31 protein-coding genes are annotated in these 25,590 nt (G+C 32.9%); 24 read left to right on the forward strand and 7 right to left on the reverse strand.

Features of this window, described 5'->3' with window-relative positions:
• Window positions 1–29: 29 nt before the first annotated feature.
• From rlmD to ACVCZW_RS18350, 5 genes are all read left to right on the forward strand, one after another.
• A complete protein-coding gene (rlmD, locus tag ACVCZW_RS18330; protein ID WP_452228356.1) occupies window positions 30–1,484 on the forward strand; it encodes a 23S rRNA (uracil(1939)-C(5))-methyltransferase RlmD in 1,455 nt (484 codons plus the stop codon).
• 39 nt (window positions 1,485–1,523) lie between these two features.
• Window positions 1,524–2,066: a DUF6452 family protein gene (locus ACVCZW_RS18335; protein ID WP_452228355.1), complete on the forward strand. Its 543-nt coding sequence runs from the start codon at window positions 1,524–1,526 to the stop codon at window positions 2,064–2,066.
• Complete coding sequence (locus ACVCZW_RS18340) at window positions 2,032–2,757, forward strand: DUF6048 family protein (protein ID WP_452228354.1); 726 nt, start codon at window positions 2,032–2,034, stop codon at window positions 2,755–2,757. Before ACVCZW_RS18335 ends, ACVCZW_RS18340 begins: the two co-directional genes overlap by 35 nt.
• A 4-nt stretch (window positions 2,758–2,761) precedes the next feature.
• Window positions 2,762–3,289 carry a DinB family protein gene (locus ACVCZW_RS18345; RefSeq protein ID WP_452233124.1) on the forward strand — a complete coding sequence of 176 codons (528 nt, stop codon included), beginning with the start codon at window positions 2,762–2,764 and terminating at the stop codon, window positions 3,287–3,289.
• A 77-nt stretch (window positions 3,290–3,366) separates the two neighbouring features.
• Window positions 3,367–3,906 carry a DUF4136 domain-containing protein gene (locus ACVCZW_RS18350; RefSeq protein WP_452228352.1) on the forward strand — a complete coding sequence of 180 codons (540 nt, stop codon included), beginning with the start codon at window positions 3,367–3,369 and terminating at the stop codon, window positions 3,904–3,906.
• A gap of 162 nt (window positions 3,907–4,068) precedes the next feature.
• On the opposite strand, the gene ACVCZW_RS18355 is transcribed toward ACVCZW_RS18350, so the two are convergent.
• The gene (locus ACVCZW_RS18355) at window positions 4,069–5,241 is read right to left on the reverse strand and encodes a THUMP domain-containing class I SAM-dependent RNA methyltransferase (protein WP_452233125.1); all 1,173 of its coding nucleotides are present in this window, start codon (window positions 5,239–5,241) and stop codon (window positions 4,069–4,071) included.
• A gap of 58 nt (window positions 5,242–5,299) precedes the next feature.
• Here ACVCZW_RS18355 and ACVCZW_RS18360 point away from each other — a divergent pair, with 58 nt between their 5' ends.
• The 5 genes from ACVCZW_RS18360 to ACVCZW_RS18380 all read left to right on the forward strand — a co-directional run bounded on the left by ACVCZW_RS18360 (window position 5,300) and on the right by ACVCZW_RS18380 (window position 9,357).
• The gene (locus ACVCZW_RS18360; RefSeq protein ID WP_452233126.1) at window positions 5,300–6,031 is read left to right on the forward strand and encodes an SAM-dependent methyltransferase; all 732 of its coding nucleotides are present in this window, start codon (window positions 5,300–5,302) and stop codon (window positions 6,029–6,031) included.
• A 100-nt stretch (window positions 6,032–6,131) separates the two neighbouring features.
• Window positions 6,132–6,803 carry a ZIP family metal transporter gene (locus ACVCZW_RS18365; RefSeq protein ID WP_452233127.1) on the forward strand — a complete coding sequence of 224 codons (672 nt, stop codon included), beginning with the start codon at window positions 6,132–6,134 and terminating at the stop codon, window positions 6,801–6,803.
• Window positions 6,804–6,955: 152 nt separating this feature from the next.
• Window positions 6,956–7,384: a DUF4268 domain-containing protein gene (locus ACVCZW_RS18370; RefSeq protein WP_452228348.1), complete on the forward strand. Its 429-nt coding sequence runs from the start codon at window positions 6,956–6,958 to the stop codon at window positions 7,382–7,384.
• Window positions 7,385–7,466: 82 nt separating this feature from the next.
• Window positions 7,467–8,675, forward strand: a complete 1,209-nt coding sequence (locus ACVCZW_RS18375; protein WP_452233128.1) for a lipase family alpha/beta hydrolase — start codon at window positions 7,467–7,469, stop codon at window positions 8,673–8,675.
• Window positions 8,676–8,916: 241 nt separating this feature from the next.
• Window positions 8,917–9,357: a BLUF domain-containing protein gene (locus ACVCZW_RS18380; RefSeq protein ID WP_452228346.1), complete on the forward strand. Its 441-nt coding sequence runs from the start codon at window positions 8,917–8,919 to the stop codon at window positions 9,355–9,357.
• Window positions 9,358–9,511: 154 nt separating this feature from the next.
• On the opposite strand, the gene ACVCZW_RS18385 is transcribed toward ACVCZW_RS18380, so the two are convergent.
• The 3 genes from ACVCZW_RS18385 to ACVCZW_RS18395 form a co-directional block, all read right to left on the reverse strand.
• On the reverse strand, window positions 9,512–9,910 hold the full coding sequence (locus tag ACVCZW_RS18385; protein WP_452228345.1) for a hypothetical protein: 399 nt from the start codon (window positions 9,908–9,910) through the stop codon (window positions 9,512–9,514).
• A gap of 241 nt (window positions 9,911–10,151) precedes the next feature.
• Window positions 10,152–10,595: a hypothetical protein gene (locus ACVCZW_RS18390; RefSeq protein WP_452233129.1), complete on the reverse strand. Its 444-nt coding sequence runs from the start codon at window positions 10,593–10,595 to the stop codon at window positions 10,152–10,154.
• Between the two features lie 38 nt (window positions 10,596–10,633).
• Entirely contained in the window at window positions 10,634–10,840 is a 207-nt protein-coding gene (locus ACVCZW_RS18395) for a hypothetical protein (protein ID WP_452233130.1), read from the reverse strand.
• A gap of 190 nt (window positions 10,841–11,030) precedes the next feature.
• Here ACVCZW_RS18395 and ACVCZW_RS18400 point away from each other — a divergent pair, with 190 nt between their 5' ends.
• The 9 genes from ACVCZW_RS18400 (at window position 11,031) to ACVCZW_RS18440 (ending at window position 17,843) form a co-directional block, all read left to right on the forward strand.
• The gene (locus ACVCZW_RS18400; protein WP_452233131.1) at window positions 11,031–11,657 is read left to right on the forward strand and encodes a DUF6624 domain-containing protein; all 627 of its coding nucleotides are present in this window, start codon (window positions 11,031–11,033) and stop codon (window positions 11,655–11,657) included.
• A 101-nt stretch (window positions 11,658–11,758) separates the two neighbouring features.
• On the forward strand, window positions 11,759–12,088 hold the full coding sequence (locus ACVCZW_RS18405) for an ArsR/SmtB family transcription factor (protein ID WP_452228414.1): 330 nt from the start codon (window positions 11,759–11,761) through the stop codon (window positions 12,086–12,088).
• Between the two features lie 123 nt (window positions 12,089–12,211).
• Window positions 12,212–12,679 (forward strand): DUF6428 family protein, encoded by a 468-nt coding sequence (locus tag ACVCZW_RS18410; RefSeq protein WP_452228341.1) that lies wholly within the window; start codon window positions 12,212–12,214, stop codon window positions 12,677–12,679.
• A 24-nt stretch (window positions 12,680–12,703) separates the two neighbouring features.
• Window positions 12,704–13,321 (forward strand): arsenate-mycothiol transferase ArsC, encoded by a 618-nt coding sequence (locus ACVCZW_RS18415; protein ID WP_452228340.1) that lies wholly within the window; start codon window positions 12,704–12,706, stop codon window positions 13,319–13,321.
• 2 nt (window positions 13,322–13,323) lie between these two features.
• Window positions 13,324–14,370 carry an ACR3 family arsenite efflux transporter gene (arsB, locus tag ACVCZW_RS18420; RefSeq protein ID WP_452228339.1) on the forward strand — a complete coding sequence of 349 codons (1,047 nt, stop codon included), beginning with the start codon at window positions 13,324–13,326 and terminating at the stop codon, window positions 14,368–14,370.
• Window positions 14,371–14,410: 40 nt separating this feature from the next.
• Window positions 14,411–15,532: a chromate efflux transporter gene (gene chrA / locus ACVCZW_RS18425; protein ID WP_452233132.1), complete on the forward strand. Its 1,122-nt coding sequence runs from the start codon at window positions 14,411–14,413 to the stop codon at window positions 15,530–15,532.
• Window positions 15,533–15,600: 68 nt separating this feature from the next.
• On the forward strand, window positions 15,601–16,380 hold the full coding sequence (locus ACVCZW_RS18430; protein ID WP_452228337.1) for a HipA family kinase: 780 nt from the start codon (window positions 15,601–15,603) through the stop codon (window positions 16,378–16,380).
• Window positions 16,370–16,753, forward strand: a complete 384-nt coding sequence (locus tag ACVCZW_RS18435; protein ID WP_452228336.1) for a DUF3037 domain-containing protein — start codon at window positions 16,370–16,372, stop codon at window positions 16,751–16,753. The genes ACVCZW_RS18430 and ACVCZW_RS18435 overlap by 11 nt, the downstream gene beginning before the upstream one ends.
• A 106-nt stretch (window positions 16,754–16,859) precedes the next feature.
• Window positions 16,860–17,843 (forward strand): bile acid:sodium symporter family protein, encoded by a 984-nt coding sequence (locus ACVCZW_RS18440; protein WP_452228335.1) that lies wholly within the window; start codon window positions 16,860–16,862, stop codon window positions 17,841–17,843.
• 267 nt (window positions 17,844–18,110) lie between these two features.
• Here the strand turns inward: ACVCZW_RS18440 and ACVCZW_RS18445 are convergent, their stop codons facing one another.
• Complete coding sequence (locus ACVCZW_RS18445; RefSeq protein ID WP_452228334.1) at window positions 18,111–18,992, reverse strand: NAD(P)-dependent oxidoreductase; 882 nt, start codon at window positions 18,990–18,992, stop codon at window positions 18,111–18,113.
• A gap of 631 nt (window positions 18,993–19,623) precedes the next feature.
• Between ACVCZW_RS18445 and ACVCZW_RS18450 the strand changes: the two genes are divergently transcribed.
• Window positions 19,624–20,070, forward strand: coding sequence for a KTSC domain-containing protein (locus ACVCZW_RS18450; RefSeq protein ID WP_452228333.1), 447 nt, complete (start codon window positions 19,624–19,626; stop codon window positions 20,068–20,070).
• 385 nt (window positions 20,071–20,455) lie between these two features.
• Window positions 20,456–20,959 carry a glycosyl-4,4'-diaponeurosporenoate acyltransferase CrtO family protein gene (locus ACVCZW_RS18455; RefSeq protein WP_452233133.1) on the forward strand — a complete coding sequence of 168 codons (504 nt, stop codon included), beginning with the start codon at window positions 20,456–20,458 and terminating at the stop codon, window positions 20,957–20,959.
• A gap of 19 nt (window positions 20,960–20,978) precedes the next feature.
• Here ACVCZW_RS18455 and trhA read toward each other — a convergent pair whose 3' ends face one another.
• Window positions 20,979–21,605, reverse strand: coding sequence for a PAQR family membrane homeostasis protein TrhA (gene trhA / locus ACVCZW_RS18460; RefSeq protein WP_452228331.1), 627 nt, complete (start codon window positions 21,603–21,605; stop codon window positions 20,979–20,981).
• Entirely contained in the window at window positions 21,606–22,283 is a 678-nt protein-coding gene (locus ACVCZW_RS18465) for a DUF4294 domain-containing protein (RefSeq protein ID WP_452233134.1), read from the reverse strand.
• A 234-nt stretch (window positions 22,284–22,517) separates the two neighbouring features.
• Between ACVCZW_RS18465 and ACVCZW_RS18470 the strand changes: the two genes are divergently transcribed.
• The 3 genes from ACVCZW_RS18470 (at window position 22,518) to ACVCZW_RS18480 (ending at window position 25,510) form a co-directional block, all read left to right on the forward strand.
• On the forward strand, window positions 22,518–23,606 hold the full coding sequence (locus ACVCZW_RS18470; protein WP_452228329.1) for a M42 family metallopeptidase: 1,089 nt from the start codon (window positions 22,518–22,520) through the stop codon (window positions 23,604–23,606).
• Between the two features lie 197 nt (window positions 23,607–23,803).
• Window positions 23,804–24,946, forward strand: a complete 1,143-nt coding sequence (locus ACVCZW_RS18475; protein WP_452233135.1) for an aminotransferase class V-fold PLP-dependent enzyme — start codon at window positions 23,804–23,806, stop codon at window positions 24,944–24,946.
• Window positions 24,947–24,955: 9 nt separating this feature from the next.
• On the forward strand, window positions 24,956–25,510 hold the full coding sequence (locus tag ACVCZW_RS18480; RefSeq protein WP_452228327.1) for an NUDIX hydrolase: 555 nt from the start codon (window positions 24,956–24,958) through the stop codon (window positions 25,508–25,510).
• Window positions 25,511–25,590 lie beyond the last annotated feature (80 nt).

Here is a 25,590-nt window from a genome sequence, read left to right on the forward strand (position 1 = left end):
TTATAATTTTGCATTCTAAAATAGAATAGATGCCAAAAAGAGAAAGAAACAAATTTGTTAAGCGAGGACAAATTATAGAAATAAAGATTGAAGATTATGCCTTTGGCGGAAAAGGAATTGGGCGTATCCGAAATGAACATGGAGAATTCGTAGTATTTGTACCCAATACATTACCTGGTCAACTAGTAAAAGCACAGGTAAAAAAATCAAGTAAAAAGTACGCGGAATGTAAATTATTTGAGGTTTTAGAACCTTCTAGTGATGAAATGGAGATGCCTTTTCAAGAAATTGCAGGTGCTCCATACATTAAACTTCCTGTTGAAAAACAACACAAATACAAAAAAGATAGTACGCTTCAATTATTTAAACGCATTGGTAAAGTTGAAAATATTGAAGATCTATTTGATGAATTTATTACTTCACCTAACGATTTCCATTATAGAAATAAGATGGAATATAGCTTCTCTGCTATAGGATACGATAGAGAAGAAAAAACCGATGTGGATGAATTTACATTAGGTTTTAAGAAACGAGGAACTTGGTGGTGTGGTGAAAACTTAGATAAAGATAGCGGATTGTTCGATAAAGAATTTGAAGACCATCTTATCCAAATTAAAGCCTATTGTGAAGCCACTGGATTAGCACCTTGGCATGGTCCAAAAAGAGAAGGATTCTTCCGTTTCTTGGTGGTACGTAAATCCTACAAAACCAATGAGCTTTTATTCAATTTAGTAACTACTTCTTACGATTTACCAAAATTTGACTTAACAAAATTCTCGAACTTTTTAGTGGAATTATTTGGAAACAGAGTCGCTGGGCTTTTACATACAATTAATGATGAAACCGGAGATAGAACGCTTGCAACTACAGGAAGTATCGATTTAGTTTACGGAAAAGATAAAATTATTGAAGAACTTTTAGGTTTAAACTTTGAAATTAGCATGAAAAGCTTTTTTCAAACCAATCCCAAATCCGCAGAGCGATTATATACCAAAGTAGTGGATTATGCGTTAGAAAACAAAGAAGCGATTGACAATACTATTGTAATGGATTTATTCTGTGGAACAGGAACTATTGGCCAAATTATTGCTTCAAAATCTAAAAACACAAAAATAGTTGGTGTCGATATTGTTGCTTCAGCAATTGAAGACGCTAAGAAGAATGCCGAAAGAAATAATATTGAAGGGTTAACCTTTTTTGCTGCAGATGTTGGGAAATTTTTACTCGAACACCCAGAATATAAAGAAAAGATAAGAACTATAATTTTAGACCCTGCACGTGCAGGAATAGCGCCTAAAACACTTCGAAAAATCATTGATTTGAATGCAGATAGAATGGTTTATGTATCTTGTAACCCTGCAACACAAGCAAGAGATACCGAAACCTTGATGCAGGCAGGATATTACATTAAAAAAATAAGTTTAGTAGATCAGTTTCCACACACAGCGCACGTAGAAACCGTTGTACTTTTAGAAAAACGTTAATTAGTATTGAAAAGATTACCGCTTTCGCGGAAAGTAAACATGAAAAAAATAAAATTAATAGTAATCCCAATTCTTATCGCCTTTGTCGCTTTTTTAAGTTGCGAAAAAGATGATATATGCTCGGATGAAACCTCTACAACAGCACGTTTATATATACAGTTTTATAATAGTTCTAATACCGAAAACTTAAAAAACGTATTAAAATTTAGAGTACAAGGTGTAGATAATGACGACGTTTTAAGTGCTTATAATATTGTTACTGCGAGTAGTGTGTATTTACCTTTAAAAACCACAGAAAATTCAACGCAGTTTAAATTGCATAATGATTATTCTATTAACGACAATGGAACACCAGATGACGATACGGATGATTTCCCCAACGGAAACGAAGATATAATTACCATTTCGTATAATACAAAACTAGAATATGTATCTAAAGCATGTGGCTATAAAACGGTTTTTGAAAATGTTACTATTAGCGTTGTAGACGATGGAGACAAATGGATAAACAATATAATATCAACAACAGATAACGAACCTATTAGCAATGAAGATGAAGCGCACTTTAACCTTTTCCATTAATATATTTATCTTTTTCATGCTATTTTGCGCGTCTGTAAATGCACAAAATGATAGTATTGCTAAAGCTAAAAAAGATTCGATTAAACATATACAAAAGTACGGACTACGTATTGGTGGTGATTTAAGCAAGCTAATAAGAAGTGCGCTTGACGATGACTATAAAGGTTTTGAAATCATGGCCGATTTTAGATTAACCAAACGTATCTATGTTGCAGGAGAACTTGGTACCGAAGAAAGAACTCTTGGTAATGACTATGTGAATGCTACAGCTTCTGGTTCTTATTTTAAAGCAGGAATAGATTATAATTCATATACCAATTGGTTTGGTATGCACAACATGATTTATGGTGGTTTGCGTGTTGGAGCAAGTACCTTCAGCCAAACAAGAAATAGCTATGCGGTATATTCGCAAGAGCAATATTGGGAACCATTAATCTCTAATGATTCCGAAAAATTTAGCGGCTTAACTGCTATTTGGGCAGAATTAATTATTGGTATTAAAGCCGAAGTATTACCTAACTTATTTATAGGTATAAATGCGCAGCTAAAAAACATGATTAGTCAAGACCAGCCAAATAACTTCGAAAACCTATACGTTCCTGGCTATAATAGAACGTATGATGGTAGTAGTTTTGGTGTAGGTTATGGCTATAATATTTCTTACCTTATTCCTTTATTTAAAAAAGGATAAGTTCATGAACAAAGAAGATATTGTAAGCAATCTAGAAGAAAAACATAATACACTTATAGATTGGTTGCAAAATCAACAAGACGATAAATGGCAAGATGGCCCAGAAGGAAAATGGACATCTGGTCAACAAGCATTACACTTACTACAAAGTATAAAACCCTTAAACGATGCGTTAAGCATGCCTAAGTTTTTACTAAAGTTTAAATTTGGTAAAGCAAATAGAGAAGTAAGAGATTATGATGCTATTGTAAAACGCTACCAGGAACGATTAGTAAATGTACAAGGTAAAACCTTCAAGGGTTCTCAAAACATGAAAGTGCCTGCTTTAAGCGAAAAAGAATATATACTGAACAGACTGCAAGTAGAAAACAAAAAACTACAATACAAAACGTTAAAACGATGGAGTGATAAGCAACTGGACACCTATATTATTCCACATCCTTTAATGGGAAAAATGCCTGTAAGGGAAATTATTATGTGGACCGCACATCATGTAGAACATCATACACAAATTCTTCAAGAAAAATATTAGTATAAAAACGATAAAGCTGACAAATATCATAGTTAAGCAACTTAAAATCAAAGATCTTTATGTACTAAATATAACACATGAAATCTTTAAAAATTTTACCTCTTTTCACTTTTATTCTTTTATTTGGTTGTGCAGCAAGCCTAGATATTATATCGGAATATGATGATGAAGTCGATTTTGATTCTTACGAAACCTTTATGCTTTGCTTGGATGATTTTCAAGTAGACAATACCAAATATCCAAACCTAGATAACACCTATGTTCGTGAGTTAATTGCTGGAGAAGTAGATAAAAATATGGCCGCATTAGGCTACAGAACCAACGTGTTTAGTCCACAATTACAAGCTGGTTTTAAAATTGCTATAACAGAAAAAGAGACTTTTGTAAAAAACTGTGAATTAGAAAATGAATTTGACTATTGGAGAACTTGTACCATAAATTCTGTTATTTATACTAAAGAAACCCTTATTCTATATGTTTCGGATATAGAAAAAAATCAAGTAGTATGGCAAGCTACAATTCCATGCGAACTAGATAAATCGAAACATGCCTTAAGAAAGCACATTAAAACTTTAGTAGATCAACTTTTTTTAGAATTCCCAGAAGTGCATAAATGATTGCAAAGTTGAAGTTGAAGTTGAAGTTGAAGTTGAAGTTGAAGGCAAAAAAACTTTCCAAAGTCGCATGACATGAATATAGTATTCAAAAACCGATTACTGCCTACTAAAGCCTGTCTACTGAACACTGCTCACTGAAGACTCCCTACTGAAGACTAAAACCTAATCCTCATCTGGATTCATATACTTTCCTTTCTTACTACCGGCATACATTTCGTATTTCACCAAACGCGCTTCTAATTTTGCATTAAATACTTTTATTTTTCGTGAAGGACGTAAACCAACAAACTTTAAAGCTTCTAAATTAGAAGTAATTAACCATGCATCGGTTCCTGGATAACCTTGTTTTAAGGTATCTCCTATTTTTCCGTAAAAATCTTCTATATCTAAATTATCTAAACGTTGTCCGTAAGGCGGATTAAAAACCATATGCAGTTTTTCGTCTCCTCCTTTTCGCGTTTTAAAGAAATCTTCGTGTTTAATGGTAGCAAATTCGTCTAAATGGGCATTTTTTAAATTCTCTTTTGCTTTTGCAACAGCACTTGGCGATTTATCAAAACCTAATAATCTATGATGAAAATCTCTAGTTTTACTTAACAGAGATTCTTCAATTTTCTCAAAAAGTTCTACATCCCAATCACTCCAACGCTCAAAACCAAATTCTTTTCGCATCAAGTTTGGTGGTATATTGCATGCAATCATAGCCGCTTCTACAAGCATGGTTCCAGAACCACACATTGGATCCATAAAATCAGTTTGTCCGTCCCAACCAGAAAGCATAATTAAACCAGCAGCAAGCACCTCGTTAATTGGAGCAATATTGGTAGCTGTTTTATAACCACGTTTGTGTAACGACTCTCCAGATGCATCTAAAGAAAGCGTACACATTTGTCTGTCAATATGTACATTTACCTTTAAATCTGGAAAACGTAAATCTATATTTGGTCTTTCTCCAGTTGTATCTCTAAATTTGTCTACAATAGCATCTTTCGTTTTTAAAGAAATATATTGTGAGTGGGTAAACTGTGTCGAATTCACGGTCGAACTAATCGCTAAAGTACCCGAAGACTTCATGTATTCGCTCCAATCCATTTTGTACACTTGTTTGTACAAATCCTCTTCATTGACAATTCTAAAAGTCTTAATAGGTTTTAAAATCTTAATTGCCGTACGCAAGCCTAAGTTCGCTTTATACATAAAGCCCTTATCTCCAACAAAAGTAACGCTTCTCACGCCAACCTTTACCTGTTGCGCACCTAATTGAGTTAGCTCTTTTGCTAATATCTCTTCAAAGCCAAATAAAGTTTTGGCTAGCATTTTAAAATTATTCTCCATGTTTTTCGACAAATAGATTGCAAAAATAGATTATTTTTGTGCTGATATATAACAATACATGATAAAAAGCAAAAAAGAATGGTTTGCTTCTTGGTTTGATTCGCCATTTTACCATATTCTTTACAAAGACAGAGATTATACCGAAGCGCAACAGTTTATGGATAATCTTACCGATTATTTAAATATTCCGGAAGGTGGAAAAATATTAGACCTTGCCTGCGGAAAAGGTAGACATTCGATCTATTTAAATACTTTAGGATATAATGTCACTGGAGTAGATTTATCCGAAAATAGCATCGCGCATGCAAAACAGTTTGAAAATGACACCTTGCATTTTAATGTGCATGACATGAGTACTCCTTATGAACATCAATTTGATGCTGTTTTTAATTTGTTTACCAGTTTTGGTTATTTTGATAAAGAAGAAGATAACTTGAATACCATAAAAGCGATTAAATCGGAATTGAATGAATTTGGTTTCGGGGTTATCGATTTTATGAATAGTGAATACGTTATTGACCACTTAGTTGCTGAAGATGTAAAAACGGTAGAAGGCATTACCTTCACCCAAAAACGAAGCGTTGTTGATGGCTATATCATCAAAGATATTTCTTTTACAGTCGATGACGAGGATTATAATTTTCAAGAACGTGTAAGAGGATTTACTTTAGCAGATTTTGAAGCTCTTTTTGAGCAAGCTGGCGTGTATTTATTAGACGTATTTGGCGATTTTAAACTGAATAAGTTTCATGCCAAACAAAGCGAAAGATTAATTATGATTTTCAAATAATCTTATTCATAATCTACTGGATAATTGACTTTAAATAATACGTAAAAGAAGTACTCTAAGCTTATCGAAGAGTCTTTAAATTAAATATTTCTTTAAATAGATGCAAAACATATTACTACCAATTTTAAGTGTGCTTTTAGGCTATGCCTTTGTTTTAATTTTAAAACCATCGCAAAACAAAAACCTAAAATTACTACTCGCATTTAGTGGCGCTTTCCTCCTATCTATTACCGTTTTTAATTTTTTACCAGAAGTGTATCAACATACCAATAAACCAATAGGTCTGTTTATTATGATTGGTATTTTACTTCAAATAGTTTTAGAATTTTTCTCTAAAGGTGCAGAACATGGTCATGTACATTTAGATAAAAGCACAACCGCTTTTCCTTGGTTATTATTTATAAGTTTAAGTATTCATAGTGTTTTAGAAGGAATACCAATACACAACCATAGTACTTTATTATATGGTATTATAATCCATAAACTCCCTGTTGCTATTATACTTGCTACCTTCTTTTTTGCATCTCAATTACCAAAAGCAAAGATTGCTTTTTTCTTAATTTTGTTTGCATTAATGACGCCTTTTGGAGTTTTACTATCTGAAAAATTTACGTTTATTCAAAATTATTATTTTGAGATTTCAGCCGTAGTAATTGGAATATTTTTACATATTTCTACTACTATTTTATTTGAAAGCAATGAAGATCATAAATTTAATGTTACCAAATTAATAACCATTGTAGCAGCAATTACGATTGCTTATTTTGTGTAGTATAGTAAAAGTTTATTAGTAAGTGCTCTCCTCTTTTTTAAAGAGGAGAATGAATTATAATTTTTGTTACAAAAAATTATAAGAAAGAGGAGTTAAAATAATTAAAAGGAAATTCCCTTTTTTAAGGGAACTCCAAAATTCACAATTTTGCTATGTTCAGTAAAGAAGAATCCAGACAAATAAAACAGTTATTTTGGACTAGTTTTGGGAAATCATTTCCCAGAAAATGGACCTTATACAATACTAAAATAAAAGGTTTTAGCTTTAAGTTTCATTTTGATAACAAAACAGCTTTAGTGGCTCTAGATTTAGAAGACGATTTAGAAAACCGAATTACTTATTGGGAAAAATTAGAATCCTTAAAATCTATTTTACTTAACGAGTACTTACCAAATGCTATTTTTGAAGAAGAATTCTTTCTAGAAAATGGTAAAGAAATTTCGCGTATTTATGTTCCTTTAGAAAACAAAGTATCTATACATAACAAAAATACATGGCAAGAAGTAATGGTGTTTTTCAATGAAAACATGCATCAATTTGAGGCCTTTTTTGAAGAGTATCAAGATATTATAAATGTTTAATTTCCTTATATTTGTTTAGCAGATGTTAACTCTCTAGATAATAGATACCACACACATAAAGCTTTCCTTTATAAAAATTTAAATGGCAAACAAAAAAAATGCAGATTCCAAATTACAAGGCATTAGTCGTTTAATTACAGATGCCACCATAGGAGTTACCGACTTGGTAGAATCTATGCATCACAGAATTGTGCATCCGCCATTTTTACCTTCTACACCAATACAACACCTTATTACCAATATTTCAGGAGTTGCATATAAAAATATTCGATGGAGCACTAGGCTTATTGGTAGTAGCGTAGATAAAGCTTTAGGGAAATTTGTTTCTGTAAGTGGAAAAATAAAAACTTCCGAAGAAAGAGAAGTATTACAATCCGTTTTAAACGGAATTATTGGTGACTATTTAGAAAAAACTAAAAATCCTTTATGCATTACTATGCAATTCAGAAATGAAGAAAAGGCAATTCCTCTAGATAAAAAAAGCATTACAAAAGCATATCCTTTTATCACCGGAAAAATTCTTTTGATGGTACATGGTTCTTGTATGAATGCTATGCAATGGACTAGAAAAGGGCATAATCACGGAGCTGCAATAGCAGAAGACCTCGAAAAAAACCCCATCTACTTGCAGTATAATAGTGGCCTTCATATCTCTACCAACGGACAAAAACTCAATGAACTATTGGAAGAATTGGTACTACATTGGCCAGTTCCTGTAGAAGAAATTGTAATTATTGCACATAGTATGGGAGGTTTAGTTTCGAGAAGCGCAATACATTATGGGCAACAACAAAAAAAATCATGGACTAAACATCTTAAAAAAATTATTTTTCTTGGTACACCACATCACGGAGCACCATTGGAAAAAGCAGGAAATTATCTCGATGTTATTTTAGAAGCTGTTCCCTATGCAAAACCTTTTGCTAGATTAGGAAAAATTAGAAGTGCTGGTGTTACCGATTTAAGATACGGAAATCTATTAGACACCGATTGGAAAGATAGGGATCGCTTTGAAATGCAAGAAGATAAAAGGCAACATGTGCCGCTTCCTAAAAAGATAGGTTGCTACAGTATAGCAGCTGTTGCAAGTAAAAATAACAAATCTGGTATCCCGCAATTACTAGGCGATAATATGGTGGGTGTAAAAAGTGCTTTAGGGCAACACAAAAATCCAGACAAAAATTTAAATTTCAAAAAGAAAAATACGTGGATTGTTTATGAGAATAACCATCTAGACTTATTGAGCAATCCAAAAATCTACTCTAAAATAAAAACCTGGATGCTTGATTGATGTCAATACTTAGAAAATAATTTAAGAGTACAAAAAGTTCAATCACACAAATTACAAGAAGTAAAATCGCTATTTTCCGTAATACAAAAACCGCTCTATGAACAAGTTTATTCGGTAAAAATCAATACATTATAAAAATTAAAAAAACTTGTCTTTGTAAAAAGTTTATTCTAAATTTGTTAACCCTACTTACTTCTAATAGCAGTAAAAAAAACGTATTCAAACCCAAATAGTATTCCATATGAAATTACGTCGTCTAGTCTACTCTAGTCATGCAATTGTACCACTTAGTAAACGGGACTTGTTAGACTTACTCCATGAAGCTCGTGGTTACAATATGATAGATAATATTACTGGAGTACTAATGTATAAAGAAGGTTATTTTCTTCAGGTTATTGAGGGAGAACCAGAAACTATAGATGCGCTTTTTATCCGTCTGAAAAAAGATACTAGGCATGCTGATATTCATATCCTTTTTGAAAGTCCTACAGACCATCGTTTATTTGAAAATTGGGCTATGGGTTGTGCCGATTTTGATGATCCTACTCTGAGTATGCTCCCCGGACTTCGTACTGATTTGGCAGACCCAAAAGTAGTAGAAGAACTTGTAAATAATCTTCCTGAAGTTGCTAATTTTCTAATCGAAAACCTAACAGATCCTCAAATACAGGATCCAAAATAAGCATTCTATAAACCCAATTGCAATTGTTCCTGCTTCAAGAATGGAAAACAATTATATGTCCAATAGACGAGTTTAGAATTCTGAAGCGCAAAATGCACAGACAGAGAATCGATGAGGTTTGTTTGTGTCTCTATCCCTTTATAATTTTCGGTATTCAGCCATATCGAACCATTGTAAAAGTAATTATATCAAATTCCTGATAATTGCTTTTAACACTCGTATTCAGGTTTTGTATATTATCAAAATTTTCCTTTCCATTCTGGCTGGTTTCCATAAATGTCTTTGTATTTGTAGTACCCGTGGTATTAATGACAACTGGAGTTCCGTATTTATATACCGAAAACACATTTGTATAATTGCCATTATTAGACGTTATATTTTTTACTGTTGCGGTACTATTTTTATTAAATAACGGATAATCAACCGCACTTGTAACTGGTGCATCTGTAGTAGAAGTCGCTTTACTCCAATCATAATAAGGTGCAAGTGCATCATGCTCAAAAGTAGCCCAAACAAACTCTGGATGGTTTTCTACCACGCCAATCACATGCATTCCTAAAAGTGCGACTTTAGTAGGTACATTATTTATTAAAGCATCGGTTACAAAATAGGTGGAAGCATCCTTTAAAGCATTAACATCTACCCAAGAAGTTTTAAGCTCTAAGGCACCAACAGGAAATGCTATCTCTTTTAAGCTCGTCGGATTTCATTTTACCATTGGCCCATATTTTAACATCGAATTATAACTAGTGTCATCCATATAAATAGCATAGTAAACAGTAGTTGAAGCAGGTTTACCTGAAGAAAAATAGGGTTTTTAAAACATCTAATGCATTCGTAGATTGTGCTGTATCTACTAAAACTATCCTTTTGCCTTTCAGATACTTTTCACCTAATGTAGAAACTTGATGCAAACTATCTAAAAACAGTGGTCGTCCATTATATTCATTCGTTAGCCATAAAAACTTCTGCCGTGACCATTGGTGAAAATTACAGTTTGTAACGGTCGCATTGTTTGCAAAAACACTTGTCATTCCCTCTTTTGATGCTGGTATTTTACGCACGCCATCTACCATGGTAAACCAACTAGAAGATGCTGTGCAAGCTAAATTTTCAATTTCAGAAACCTGCATATATTGTGATAAATTATTGGTTTTTACATCTTGCTTTACTTCTTCTTTACAAGTATATAATGTTATTAAAACGATAAAAAACACTACAGATTTTAAAGGTTTCATAAGCTTCCAATTTATTAAGTGGATTGCTTTTTTGACTGTTATAAATGCTTGTTTTTAAATACGCTAATCGCTGCATCAAATTTTGCAACCCAATTGGATGCAGCTACCCAATCGGAATCTACTATCTTAGAAACCTTTATATAATCGGGAACTACTTCGGTTTTTAAATTTTTTCTTACATCATACTTACAAGCAAATAATGTAGATAAAACGATAATAATCAATAAAGGTTTTGCAAGTTTCATAAGACATCTATTTTATTAAATGGATTCGTTTTCCTTTTTAGCTCTATAAATATCAGATTTTAAACAGAATAAAAAAAGAGTACAAACACCTGAATAATAATTAGTTATAAACACGTAAGCCTTTTTAATTTAAAATAATTTATATAACTTCGTAAACTATTAGAACGTTTTACTCCAATTAAAATCAGTTATGAAAAAAATAATCTTCTTATTAATACTTACTATTTCCTCCTCCTCTATTTGCGCACAAAACGAGAATACGAATAAAAAAGAAATGGATGCTATACAAACCAAACTAGAAACGCTCTTTATGCAAGACCAACTTTTTAGAAGGTTGTACCAAGACGCGGAGCAAAAATTTGGTGTAGATTCTAGGGAAATGGATTACTTCTGGAAAATTGTGGAAGAACAAGACAAACGCATTGAAAATGAGCTTATATTAATTCTCGACAAATATGGTTGGCTTGGTACTAGTCAAGTTGGCAGATTAGCAAATGGAGCCATTTGGAGTGTTATACAACATAGCAGTCTAGAAATAAAAGAAAAATATGCGCCGTTAATGAAAGCATCCGTTTTACAGAACGAATCGCAAGCCATGCAATATGCTAGACTCATAGATCGAATGCGTATTAATGACAATAAACCGCAAGTGTATGGATCACAAACCACAAAAGATAAAGATGGAAATGCTACTTTTTTCGAAATTGATAAACCTGAATATATCCATAAAAGACGAAAAGAAATTGGCCTAGATCCTATTGAAGATTTCGCTAAAGCAAGAGGAATAGATTGGCATATTCCGCAAAAGGAAGAATAACTATTCCCTACTTCTAAAACATATTATATGTTTTTTCTGAAAATATAATTAGCAATTGAAATATTAATCGTAATATTGCAATGAACAAATATATAAAACAAATGGGATTAGCAAAAACAGAAATGTTTACGGACCAACAAAACGAAATTGCATTATTTGCAAAAGCCTTTGGTCATCCTGCAAGAGTGGCTATTTTACAGCACTTATTTAAAATAAACGCTTGTGTTTGTGGGGATTTGGTAAACGAAATTGGCTTAGCACAACCTACTATCTCACAGCATTTAAAAGAACTGAAACATTTAGGTTTAATTAAAGGAAATGTAGAAGGAACTAGTGTTTGCTACTGTATAAATACAGAGAACTGGAGCAAAATGAAAAATATAATGTACACCTTTTTAGATCAAGATATTATTAGCACAGATTGTTGTTAAAAAAATTTCAATCATTAATCGTATAATCGCAATAAACAAATACACTTATAAAACATCCATAACAAATCCTTAATACTCAAAGGCAATGATTAATAGGATGTCGTAGGAAACAAAAATAAACATATGAAACTTTCAGAAATTAAAAACAAATTAGACCAATTAGAAACAATTGCTTTTCAATTACCAAACGGAGAACTAGTACCTAATCACTTTCACGTTACCGAGGTTGGTAAAATCACCAAACACTTTATCGATTGTGGAGGAACCGTTAGAAAAGAAGAAGTAGTAAACTTTCAACTTTGGAATGCGAATGACTACGACCATAGATTACACCCAGAAAAACTATTGCATATTATTAAACTTTCTGAAAAGACGCTCGGCATCGAAGATTTAGAGATTGAAGTAGAATATCAAGCAGAAACTATTGGTAAATTCGGATTAGATTTTGATGGAACAAACTTTCTTTTAACCACAAAACAAACCGATTGTTTAGCAAAAGATAATTGCGGAATTCCTGCGGAAAAACCAAAATTACAATTTTCAGATATGCCAACAGGAAACGCTTGCGAACCAGGAAGCGGTTGCTGCTAATCTATAATTAAATTCCAATAGAATATGTCCTTATTTAAATCTGTAGCAAAAACTATTGCAACGTTAAATGTGCAAAATATAGATACTGCACGTAAAGAAACACTGCAACCGCTAGTTGCTTATATGCAAGAAAAAGTAAATGCAAATCAAGAAATTAGAATAAATTTTATTTGTACACATAATTCTAGAAGAAGCCATTTATCACAAGTTTGGGCACAAACTTTAGCACATCATTTCAAGATTAAAAATGTGTTTTGCTATTCTGGAGGAACGGAAGCTACTGCATTATTTCCAATGGTTGCAGAAACCTTAAAAAACACAGGTTTTGAGATCGAAAAAATAGCAGCAACCAGCAATCCGATTTACAGTATTAAATATGCTCCAAACGAACATCCCATTATTTGTTTTTCAAAAAAACTGGATGCTAATTTTAACCCGAAATCCAAATTTGCAGCTATAATGACTTGCTCGCAAGCAGATGGTGGTTGTCCGTTTATTGCAGGCGCAGAAAAACGGATTCCGATTACTTTTGAAGATCCGAAGGCATTTGATAATACACCGCAACAAGCAGATAAATACAACGAAAGAAGCTTACAAATTGCAACCGAAATGTTTTACGTATTCTCTCAAATTCAATCTTAAAAATGACAAATAAAAAACTAAGTTTTCTAGACAGAAATTTAACGCTTTGGATTTTTGTCGCCATGGCTATTGGTGTTTCCATAGGATATTTCTCACCAAGCTTTCCAGATTTTGTAAACGCATTAAGTAGCGGTACCACAAATATCCCGATTGCCATTGGTTTAATTTTAATGATGTATCCGCCTTTAGCAAAGGTGAATTTTGCCTTATTACCAAAAGTATTTAAAAACACCAAAATTCTTTCTATTTCTCTAATTCTGAATTGGATTATTGGTCCAATTTTAATGTTCCTTTTAGCAATTACCTTTTTAAGAGATTATCCGGAATATATGGTCGGACTTATATTAATCGGTCTTGCGCGATGCATTGCAATGGTTTTAGTTTGGAATGATCTTGCAGAAGGCAACAGCGAATACGGAGCAGGATTGGTAGCATTAAATAGTATTTTTCAAGTATTTGCTTATAGTTTTTATGCATGGCTTTTTATAACGGTACTTCCTCCCTACTTCGGATTTGAAGGTGCTATTGTAGATATTTCTATTGCAACTATAGCAGAAAGCGTAGCCATTTATTTAGGAATTCCATTTGCCCTAGGAATTTTAAGTCGTCTCATTTTAGTACCTCTAAAAGGCGAAGATTGGTATACGAATACTTTTATTCCAACCATTTCACCAATGACCTTAATCGCTCTATTATTTACTATTGTGGTTATGTTTTCATTAAAAGGGGAACTGATTGTAGAAATCCCAATGGATGTAATTATCATTGCTATTCCGCTACTTATTTACTTTACATTCATGTTTATTATTGGTTTTTTCTTTACCAAAGCTACGGGAGCGTCCTATGATAAAACCGCAGCAGTTGCTTTTACAGCTGCAGGAAATAATTTCGAATTAGCCATTGCTGTTGCTATTGCTGTTTTTGGGTTGAATTCCGGACAAGCATTCGCAGGAGTTATTGGTCCGTTAGTAGAAGTTCCAGCATTAATATTATTGGTTAGAGTTTCCTTTTGGTTACGAAAAAAATACTTCGGAAAAGGCACTGCATAAAACGTTATAGATTAAAAGTTTTTATATTTTTGAAACTATAATGTCACAGAAAAAAGAACTCCAAGAAATAGCCAAAGTATTCTTCAAATTAGGAAGTATTGCCTTTGGTGGTCCAGCTGCGCATATTGCCATGATGGAAGATGAAGTAGTACGAAAAAGAAAGTGGATGACACCAGAACACTTTCTAGATTTAATTGGTGCTACAAACATCATTCCTGGTCCGAACTCTACCGAAATGACCATGCATTGTGGTTATGAACGTGCTGGTTGGAAAGGACTTATTGTTGCAGGTTTCTGTTTTATATTTCCTGCCGTGGTAATTACTTCTATTCTTGCTTGGTTGTATCAAGAATACGGACAATTACCAGAAGTAACTCCTTTTATCTATGGCATAAAACCTGCAGTTATTGCTATTATTCTTATGGCTTCTTATCGTCTTGGTAAAAAGGCTATAAAAACGGCAGAATTAGCCATACTTGGTATTTTAGCTTTAGCAGCTTGCTTATTTGGTGTGAATGAAATTGTGGCTCTTTTTGGTACCGGATTACTCGGTTTACTTCTTTATTATATTAAAAAAGATAAGACCAATTTAAAGAGCTTTGCTCCTATTTTATTATTTCAAATACTAGATCCTTCCAAAATTGGTGCATTAAAAATATTCCTTACTTTTTTAAAAGTTGGCGCAGTACTTTATGGAAGTGGTTATGTACTGTTCGCTTTTCTAGATACAGAACTTGTCGCAAATAGCTGGTTAACAAGACAGACATTAATCGATGCGGTTGCTATCGGACAAATAACACCAGGACCTGTTTTATCGACAGCCACTTTTATAGGTTGGCAAATGCACGGCATTACCGGAGCCATTGCGGCAACCATTGGAATCTTTCTTCCATCCTTTCTTTTTGTACTTATATTAAATCCACTAGTTTCTAAAATGAGGAACTCCAAAATTATTAGTACCACTTTAGATGCTATAAATGTTGCTGCTGTTGCATTAATAATCGCCGTTTGTATACAAATGGGAATGGACACGTTAACCGATTGGCGCACAATGGTTATTGCTATAGCTAGTTTAATAGTCGTCTTTGTTTTAAAAAATGTAAATAGTGCATTTATTGTTTTAGGAGGTGCGTTTATTGGTTTTCTGCTCACTTTCATTTAAAACAACAGAACAAATAAAAGGTCCCTTTATTTAAATCATGTAATTTTGCAATACACATTAAAATATTTATGAGTAAAATGGATATTAGAACCGTAGATGTTACCCAATACCTGCAGCCCTTAAGAGAAGGCGGATCACTTCCTGCTATTGTAAAAGCAGATGATGGTTTTTTGTATGTACTAAAATTTCGAGGTGCCGGACAAGGAAAAAAAGCATTAGTAGCTGAATTTATTGGTGGTGAAATGGCACGAGCCATTGGTTTACATGTTCCCGAATTGGTATTTATGAATCTAGATGATTCTTTTAGTAAAACAGAACCAGACGAAGAAATTCAAGACCTTCTTAAGTTTAGTGTTGGATTAAACCTTGGGTTACACTTTTTATCTGGTGCAATTACCTACGACCCTTTGGTAAGTACTGTAGATGCAGATTCAGCTTCCAAAGTAGTATTGCTAGATAGCATTATTAGTAATATTGACAGAACCGCTAAAAACACCAATTTATTACATTGGCATAAGGAACTTTGGGTTATCGATAATGGCGCAAGCTTTTATTTTCATCATGATTTTAAAAGTTGGGAAAATCATCTGAGTAGAACTTTTCCGCTTATAAAAGATCATGTATTAGTACCAAAAGCAACCAAATTAAAAGAAGCTGCAGTACATATAAAACAAGCATTAGATCTAGAAACCATTACCGAAATAATTAATAACATACCAGAAGATTGGTTGCAAAGCGAAGCAGATACCATGTCTAGCACAGCAATGCGAGAAGCATATATTGCTTTTATAAACTCTAGACTTTCTAAAATAGAAGTATTAGTTAAAGAAGCCGAAGATGCAAGATAGACACACATTTGAATATGCAATTATTAGAATTGTACCTAAAGTAGAACGTGAAGAATTCTTTAACGTCGGTGTGATTCTTTTTTCTAAAAGGAAAAAATTTCTAGGCATTAAATACCATATTAACCCAGAGAAACTAAAAGCCTTTACCACAGAAATAGAACGAGAAGTCTTTCAAGAATATTTGCATGCTTGGCAATTAATTTGCGAAGGTGCTCCTGCTGGAGGTAAAATAGGAACTCTAGAATTATCGGATAGATTTAGATGGCTAACCGCTTGCAGAAGTACTATTATACAAAGCTCGAAAACGCATCCTGGTTTATGTGAAGATCCAGAAAAAGTATTAGAAGATATTTTTGAAAAGTATGTTTTGTAGCAATTGTCTTCTAATTTTGTCCTCTTAATACATAGGATTAATCGCAAGGATTTTATCCGGATTGCATCTCATCAAATCTATAAATTAGTGCCCCAAAGAAAAAGTTATGAAAATGAAAATTGATGGATTTGTTTTATCTATTATAGCAGTAATCGGACTAGCTTATATTTTCCCACAGTGGGGAACTGCCGAAAGTCCAATTCCTATAGACACCATTAGCGCGATAGGAATTTCTCTAATCTTCTTTTTTTACGGACTTAAATTAAGTCCGACAAAACTAAAAGAAGGAATTAAAAACTGGAAATTACACCTTTTAATACAAGCATCCACCTTCTTGATATTTCCATTATTGGTATTAATATTTCGCCCATTAATTCAAAACAAAGAACAAGAAATCATCTGGTTGGCATTTTTTTTCTTGGCTGCGCTTCCTTCCACCGTTTCTTCTTCTGTAGTAATGGTTTCTATTGCAAAGGGAAATATTCCTGCTGCCATTTTTAATGCTAGTATTTCCGGAATTATAGGTGTTATTCTTACTCCTTTATGGATGGGCTTATTTGTACAGCATACAGAAACAGATTTTAGTTTTATGGATATCTACGTAAAACTAATAGTGCAAATAATTTTACCAGTAATCTTTGGTATTCTTTTACAGCGTTTTTTAGGAGAATTTGCGCATAAACATGCCAAGCTATTAACACGGTTCGATAAATCGATTATCCTATTAATCATTTACAAAAGCTTTGCAAGTTCGTTTGCGGATAACCTATTTAGTTCGATTTCTATTTTAGATATATTCCTGCTCTTTATTGCTGTTTTAATTTTGTTTGGCATCCTATTTTTTTTAACAGGTTTCTTAGCGAAGAAAATGAAATTTAAGAACGAAGATCAAATTACGGCACAGTTTTGCGGAACAAAAAAATCATTGGTTCACGGTACCGTGTTTTCCAAAATAATATTTGGCAATATGGCTTCCATTGGTATTATACTTTTACCTATTATGTTGTATCACGCTATACAATTATTGATAATTAGTATTGTTGCTTCAAAAATAAGTTCTAAAGAACAACATGCATTTGAAAATTCTTAGAATAGATCCGTTATCAAAAATATATCCGGATTGAAGAACTCCTTCCGAAGAAGAAATACAAGCTGTTCTTGATTAACTGTTCCTTTTAAAACCTATATTTTAGATTCTTAAATTTTGAAAACAGCCAGGCTTTATTCCTATTAACGAAAAAAATCGTTTAATATCTTATAAAAGACATCAAACGATTTTTTGCCATCGTATTGTATACAATAACAAACTCTACTTAAAAAAGAAAAATTCATTACTCTTTAAATACCAAAGTATTATTTATTTCTCTAGCGTCATGAAATAATCATAAATTTCAGGAACATTTCCACTACCCATATCAGCACCTAAAGCAGCCTGAAGGTTAGAAGAAGTAGCTTCTGCTATCTGAGAAACGGTTCCAAGATCATTCATCATCTGTACAAAATAACCTAAATCTTTATTTGCATTAGCTATAGAAAAACCTAAATCACTTACATTATCTACTGCGTAGTTTTTACAGAATTTCATGAATGGTGAATTCGATGGCCCTGAAGACATGATATCGAAAAGTTGTTGTCCATCTACACCTGCAAGTTTTGCTGCAGCAAACGCCTGAGACATGGCAACTACAGTTGTCATACCCATAAAGTTATTGATCAGTTTTGTTGTATGACCAGCACCAAGAGCACCAAGATAAAATACATTCTCACCTTGTTCATCAAGAACTGGCTTCACCTTTGCAAAAGTATCTTTATCTCCAGCTGCCATAATATTAAGCAGTCCGTCTTTTGCATGAGCAGGTGTGCGTCCAAGTGGCGCATCAATCATACCTGCGCCTTTTTCAGCTAGCGCTTTACCAATCTTAATAGTAGATGCAGGAATCGACGTTCCGAAATCAATCAAAACAGATCCTTCTTGAATACCTGCTAGTATACCTTCTTCACCGTAAACAATCTTTTCTACAACAGCAGAAGTAGTAAGACAAAACATTATGATATCGCTCTTTGCCGCTAATTCTTTTGGAGAAGAAGCTTCCGTAGCATTACCGCGAGCGATAACTTTTGAAACCTCATCCTTATTAAGGTCCATTACCGTTAATTCGAATCCTCTCTTTTGTAGATTTTCAACCATGTTTCCGCCCATAAGGCCTAGTCCGATAAATCCAATAGTTGGTTTTTTCATATTTTTTTTAATTATGGGCACAAAGATAGGCATCTGTTAGCTAAAATATCTCACCCAGCTAAAAAAAGCGAAATCCATAAAAATTAATTAGAAAAGTTTTTATTTTTCAAAAAAATCAAGAAATATTACGAAATAACAATTTTCCCTAAGCGCAAAAAAAGCATTCCATTTCTTAAGATTCTAAAAGTAGACATACAACAATGACTATAATTTATATCTACTGGTTTTCCTACTAAAAATCTCTTTTTGCAGTTATAGACTTTATACAATACTTGCATCCTATCCCTTAATAAATATGTACATAACGGCAATTTCGATATTGCAGGAATTGGTCTTTATTTAAATGAATATAAAAACCATTTATCAGAAAAACAACATTTTCCACACCTAAAGCTAGTACACAAACATTTAAACAGGTATGATTTTAATTGGTGTTCGTGTACACTTAGACGACCTATTTTAATCCTTACTATATTTATGCGCTAATTGTCTAAAATAGGAGAAGGAACTCCACTAAAGTGTTACTATTCAATCCCATTTACGAAACAAAAAACCAATTTTTCAAACTAAAGTAACACATTATAAAAAGAAGTAGTACCTTTGCACTCGGTTTAAAAAAACACTTTTATTTATGAAACGTATTAACGAGTACAAAAAGCTATTTAACGTAGAACAAGAAATGACTTTAAAAAGTTTAAAAACTACGTACAGAGGTTTAGTAAAAGAATGGCATCCAGATAAGTTTCAATCAGGTGATGATAAGGCTGCAGAAGCAGAACTTATGAGCCGTAAAGTAATTGATGGGTACCACTTCTTAGTGAGTATTGCTCCAGAAACTACAGAAGCTAACAAAGAAGAATACGCTACCACTATTTCTAGTCCAATATTAGACTGGCAACATAAAGGTTTATTATTAGAGGTTTCTTTTTTAGATGGTAATACCTATGAATACTTTGGTGTGAACAAAGCTTTATACATTAAGTTTTCGCAAAGTGATAAACAATCTCGTTTTGGTAAACGTAGTATTTTTAACTCTTTTACTTTTAGAAAAATCAAGAAGCAAGACGTAGTAGCATAATCGCTTTACATCTTTCAGTATATATAAAACAAGGCTACTTTTGTAGACCTTGTTTTTTTATGCCTTTTAATTACGTAATACTATTAATGGGGTCTGGCTAAGGCGCCATTTAATCTCACTATAGTTCACGACTGACTTCTTAAGTTACCTTCGTGCAAAATATATTTTGTTCTCCATCATGCGCGAATCGAAATTTATATAAATAAAATAGATTTCTCCATATTGGTATAAATGACAGAATAACAGACTTAAAAAAGGTACATATTAAATAATTTCGTTTAACTTGTTTACCTCTTTCAAACCTAATAACATCTATTTGAATACCTTAAAGAAAATACTTTTCCCGTTATTCTCCATTTTTCTATGCTATCAAACGGTAGCTATCATGAAGATTTTATTCGCTTCGGAACCAACCGATCTCAGCACCCTGCAAAATTTTATAATTTCCTTTTTACTCACGCTTTTTATTACCGGAATCTTTGCTTTTATAGGATTTACCTATCCTTCACATAAAATATTACCTTCTAGGTATTACACCATTAAAAATACGAAAAGGTTAAGCTTTATAAGTAAAATACTTGGTGTGAAATATTTTAAATACTTGCTTCTCTTTGCTTTTTGGGGAAAAGAAAAAAACAGAAAAAAGTATTTTAACGGAACAAAACAAGGATTGAAAAATTTTGTATTTCAAACCAAACAATCGGAATTTGGTCACCTTGCTGCATTCATTGTTATCCTAATTTTATCTGTAATATTACTTATACATGGCTATTTTTTCCTCGTCAGTACTATCACGGTAATAAATATAATTGGAAATCTGTATCCTGTTATTTTACAACGAACACACCGCATTAGAATTGACAATATAACTAGAAATATTAAAGAATAACCGCAATTTAAACTGCTACTTAAATCACGTAGAAATACACCATAAAGAAGTGGAAGATTGCTCCTGCCAGTACAAATAAATGCCAAATAACGTGGTTATAAGGTATTTTATTAATGGCATAAAAGATAATTCCGCCAGTGTAGGCTAAGCCTCCTGCAAATAATAATAAAATTCCATTGGCACCAATAACTTCACTTAAATGGCTAAAGTCGAAAACAACTAACCAACCCATTGCTAAATATAGAATTACCGAGAAAGCTTCAAAACGACCTGTAAAGAATATTTTTAAGATCACACCAAAAGCTGCAATTCCCCAAACGGTATAAAACAAAGGCCAACCTAAGCTATTTTGCAAAGAGATGAGTAGAATTGGTGTGTAGGTTCCTGCAATTAAAAGATAGATACTAATATGATCTAAAATTCTAAAATAATGCTTCTTTTTTTCGTTTTGCACATAATGATACAAAGTAGATGCGGTGAATAAAACGATAATAGAAATGCCATAAACAATCACGCTAAAAAGACTCCAATCACTTTTATGTGCATCTTTTATAATAAGCAATACCAATGCTGCAATACCAAGAAATGCACCTATTAGATGTGAAAAGGCATTGAGTTTTTCTTCAAAAAGAGTTTGTATACGCATTTACGGATTATTTTTTGCAGATAACCATTTATCGGAAAGCGCATAAAAATCAAAAGAGATTGCAGGTTCCTGCTTTTCTAAAATACCATTTTGAAAGTTTCGTTGTAAAACGTCTTCAATAAGGTAATCTTCTTTTTCATTTTCTGGGTCAAACTCGCGTTTTAACGAAATATCAAAAAGGTTTGCGGTACTATTAAACCAAAAGGCGCGCCAACCACTTCGTAATTCTTTAATTAAATCGAAAGTTGTTTTTCCTGTTTGTCGGTGGATGAGTTTTACCAGGATTTGGCCTTCGGTTCTGGTAAGGTGTTTTAATTCTTCAGAGAATTCTTCTTCAATATATTTTTGCACGCGTTTTGCGTAGGTTTTCTTTACACTTTTACGTTCTATAGCATCCAATCTTTCTTGCATGGTTTGCAAACGTTCTGCTGCAAGTTTGGCATACGGATATACTTTTATGGTTTTTCGTCTTAAAATAAGATAACGTTTTCTGTCTGCTCTACTATCAAACTTCAATTTATTTAATAGCATCACTTCTTCTAAATCGATAGCAGACGTCGCAATAGAATCACCTTCCACGATAATATAATCGTAGTCGGTGCTATCTTGCTCTACGTCTTTAATTTGAGCAAAGAGCAACACTGGAAATAATATAAAAAAGCAACTTATGTATTTCATTTTTTTCTTCCGTGAAAACGGAATTGTTTTGATTGTTAATAGTAAGCACCAAAATCGTTCCAAATTCAATTTCAAACCTACAAATGCATTTCAGTATTGAAAACCACCGTTTGCTATGCAGGTTTGTCATTACAAAATCCACAATTGGAGAGTAACGGAGTAAAATTAATAATTTAGGCTTTATTAACCCTTAAAATAGTATTAATATTATTAATTTAGTGGAAAATTATACACATGGCAAAAAAGAGCATACTTAACAAAAAGTCTATGGACTTTTTAGAGAAATATTTAAATAATGCAGCACCAACGGGTTACGAATGGGAAGGACAGAAAATCTGGATGGACTATTTAAAACCGTATGTAGATGAGTTTATTACCGATACCTACGGAACAGCGGTTGGTATTATTAACCCAGACGCAAAGTACAAAGTTGTGATTGAAGGACATGCCGACGAAATTTCATGGTATGTAAATTATATTTCTGATAATGGATTGATTTACGTAATTAGAAATGGAGGAAGTGACCATCAAATAGCACCTAGTAAGATTGTAAATATTCATACTAAAAACGGTATTGTAAAAGGTGTTTTTGGGTGGCCAGCAATTCATACAAGAAGTAAAGCAAAAGAAGAAGCGCCAAAACCAGACAATATTTTTATAGATACTGGTTGCGCTACTAAAGAAGAAGTAGAAGCACTTGGTGTTCATGTTGGTTGCGTGATTACGTATCCAGATGCATTTCATATTTTAAACAAAGACAAATTTGTTTGTCGTGCGTTAGATAATAGAATGGGTGGATTTATGATTGCGGAAGTAGCACGTTTACTAAAAGAGAATAAAAAAACATTACCATTTGGTTTATATGTTACCAACTCGGTACAAGAAGAAATTGGTTTACGTGGAGCTGAAATGATTACACAAACGATTAAGCCTAATGTGGCGATAGTTACCGATGTAACGCATGACACCACTACACCAATGATTGAAAAAAAGTCAGCAGGTCATTTAGAGCTTGGCTTAGGTCCTGTAATTGCTTATGCTCCTGCGGTGCAACAAAAACTACGTGATTTAATTACAGAAACAGCGGAAGCGAATAAAATTCCGTTTCAACGTTCTGCATTATCTAGAGCAACAGGAACAGATACAGATGCCTTTGCATATAGCAATGGTGGTGTTGCTTCTGCGTTAATCTCGCTACCTTTACGTTACATGCATACTACCGTAGAAATGGTACATAGAGACGATGTCGAAAATGTTATAAAAATGATTTATGAAACGCTTCTTAAAATTGAAGATGGCGAAGATTTTAGTTATTTTAAATAAAAAGTTGTCATCGGGAACTGGATTCCTTATCTACAATTATAATAGATTCTGCGTCGTAACTCAGAATGACAAATGAATAAAAAAGGCCTCTTCTATAGAGGCTTTTTTATTACCAATTCTCTATTCTTCTTCTGTTATCTTTTCCTTTTTTTCTTCGGAAACTTTAGTAACTTTATACCATACTTATTTTTAAACTCATGCTTTTACCAAACCAAAAACACCTTTTCGATATTCCTGAAGACATCACCTATTTAAACATAGCGTCACAATCCCCAGCTTTTAAAGCAATCTATGAAGCTGGATTAGAAGGTTTAAAGCAAAAAAGTAGACCGCATACTATAAAAGGTTCCGATTATTTTGAACCAGTTATTGCGTTGAAAAAATTATTTGCAGAATTAGTAGCTGTTTCCGATTATAACAGAATAGCTACAATTCCTTCTGTTTCCTACGGAATTGCGACAGTAACCAATAATATTACGTTACAGGAAGGCGATGAAATATTAGTAATTGATGAGCAATTTCCAAGTAATATTTATTCTTGGCAAAAACTTGCGGAAAAATATAAGGCTACTATTAAAACAGTTTGTAAAACCGAAGGAGAACAATGGAATACTACCATTCTAGAAGCAATAACAGATAAAACTGCTGTTGTTGCTATGGGAAACATACATTGGTCGAACGGCGATTTATTCGATTTAAAAACGATTAGTAAAAAGGCGAAACAACAAAGTGCATTGCTTATTATTGATGGGAGTCAGAGTGTTGGTGCTTTGCCATTTTCGGTGAAAGAAATACAACCAGACGCTTTAATTTGCGCTGGTTATAAATGGTTATTTGGTCCTTATGGCTGTGCTTATGCCTATTTTGGGGAATATTTTGATAACGGAAATCCTATAGAAGAAAACTGGTCGAATCGATTAGATAGCGAAAATTTTGCGGGATTAACCAATTACCAAAGTGAATACAAACCATTAGCAAATCGTTATTCTGTTGGAGAAAGTGGCAATTTTATTTATGTAAAAATGCAAATTGCGGCATTGCAACAAATACTAGAATGGACACCAAAAGCGATTCAAGAATATTGCCGCACAATTTCCGCGGAAGCGATAAAAGAATTAAGAGAATTAGGTTGTAAAATAAAAGCCGATGATCTAAGAACGCATCATCTTTTCGGAATAGAATTACCAGAAAACACAAACCTTGATGCACTAAAAAAAGATCTAGCTAGCAACAATATTTTTGTCTCTTTTAGAGGAAATTACATTCGTATTTCGTGTCATTTGTTTAATACTACTGAAGATTTTAAACCATTAATTAAATGTTTGGTTAGTCATTTATAAAACCTAAATATGGACGAGTTAATAGATATAGTAACCAAGGATGGCAAACCAACTGGGAAATCTGCTTTAAAATCAGAGATCCACGCAAAAGGCTATTACCACAATACCGCGCATATTTGGTTTTACACTAAAAAAGGGGAAATATTATTAGCACAACGCGCAGCTTCAAAAACTATTTACCCATTACTTTGGGATGTTTCTGTTGCTGGACATATGGATGCGGGTGAATCTATAAAACAAGGTGCCATTAGAGAAGTGAAAGAAGAAATCGGACTAACAATTTCTGAGAAAGATTTAGAGAAAATTGGTGTTTTTGAATGTTTTCAAAGCTATCCTAACGGGATTACAGATAACGAATTTCATCATACGTTTATAGCCGAATTGCAAGTAAATTTTTCTAGCTTAATCTTTCAGGAGGAAGAAGTAGAAGCGATTAAACTAATAAGCCTTTCTGAATTTAAAACTCTTTTAGAGAATAGCGAAACGAATGGTCATTTTGTGGCAAGTAATAGAGAATATTACAAGTTTGTGTTTGAGATTATTAAAAAGCAAATACATTATTAGCTATATAAATACAATTTTATCATTCCTCTCTATTTTTTTTAGTTTTCCGTATATCTATTTACATCAATACGTCTTTAAAT

The sequence above is a fragment of the Lacinutrix sp. MEBiC02595 genome (genome assembly GCF_053601555.1).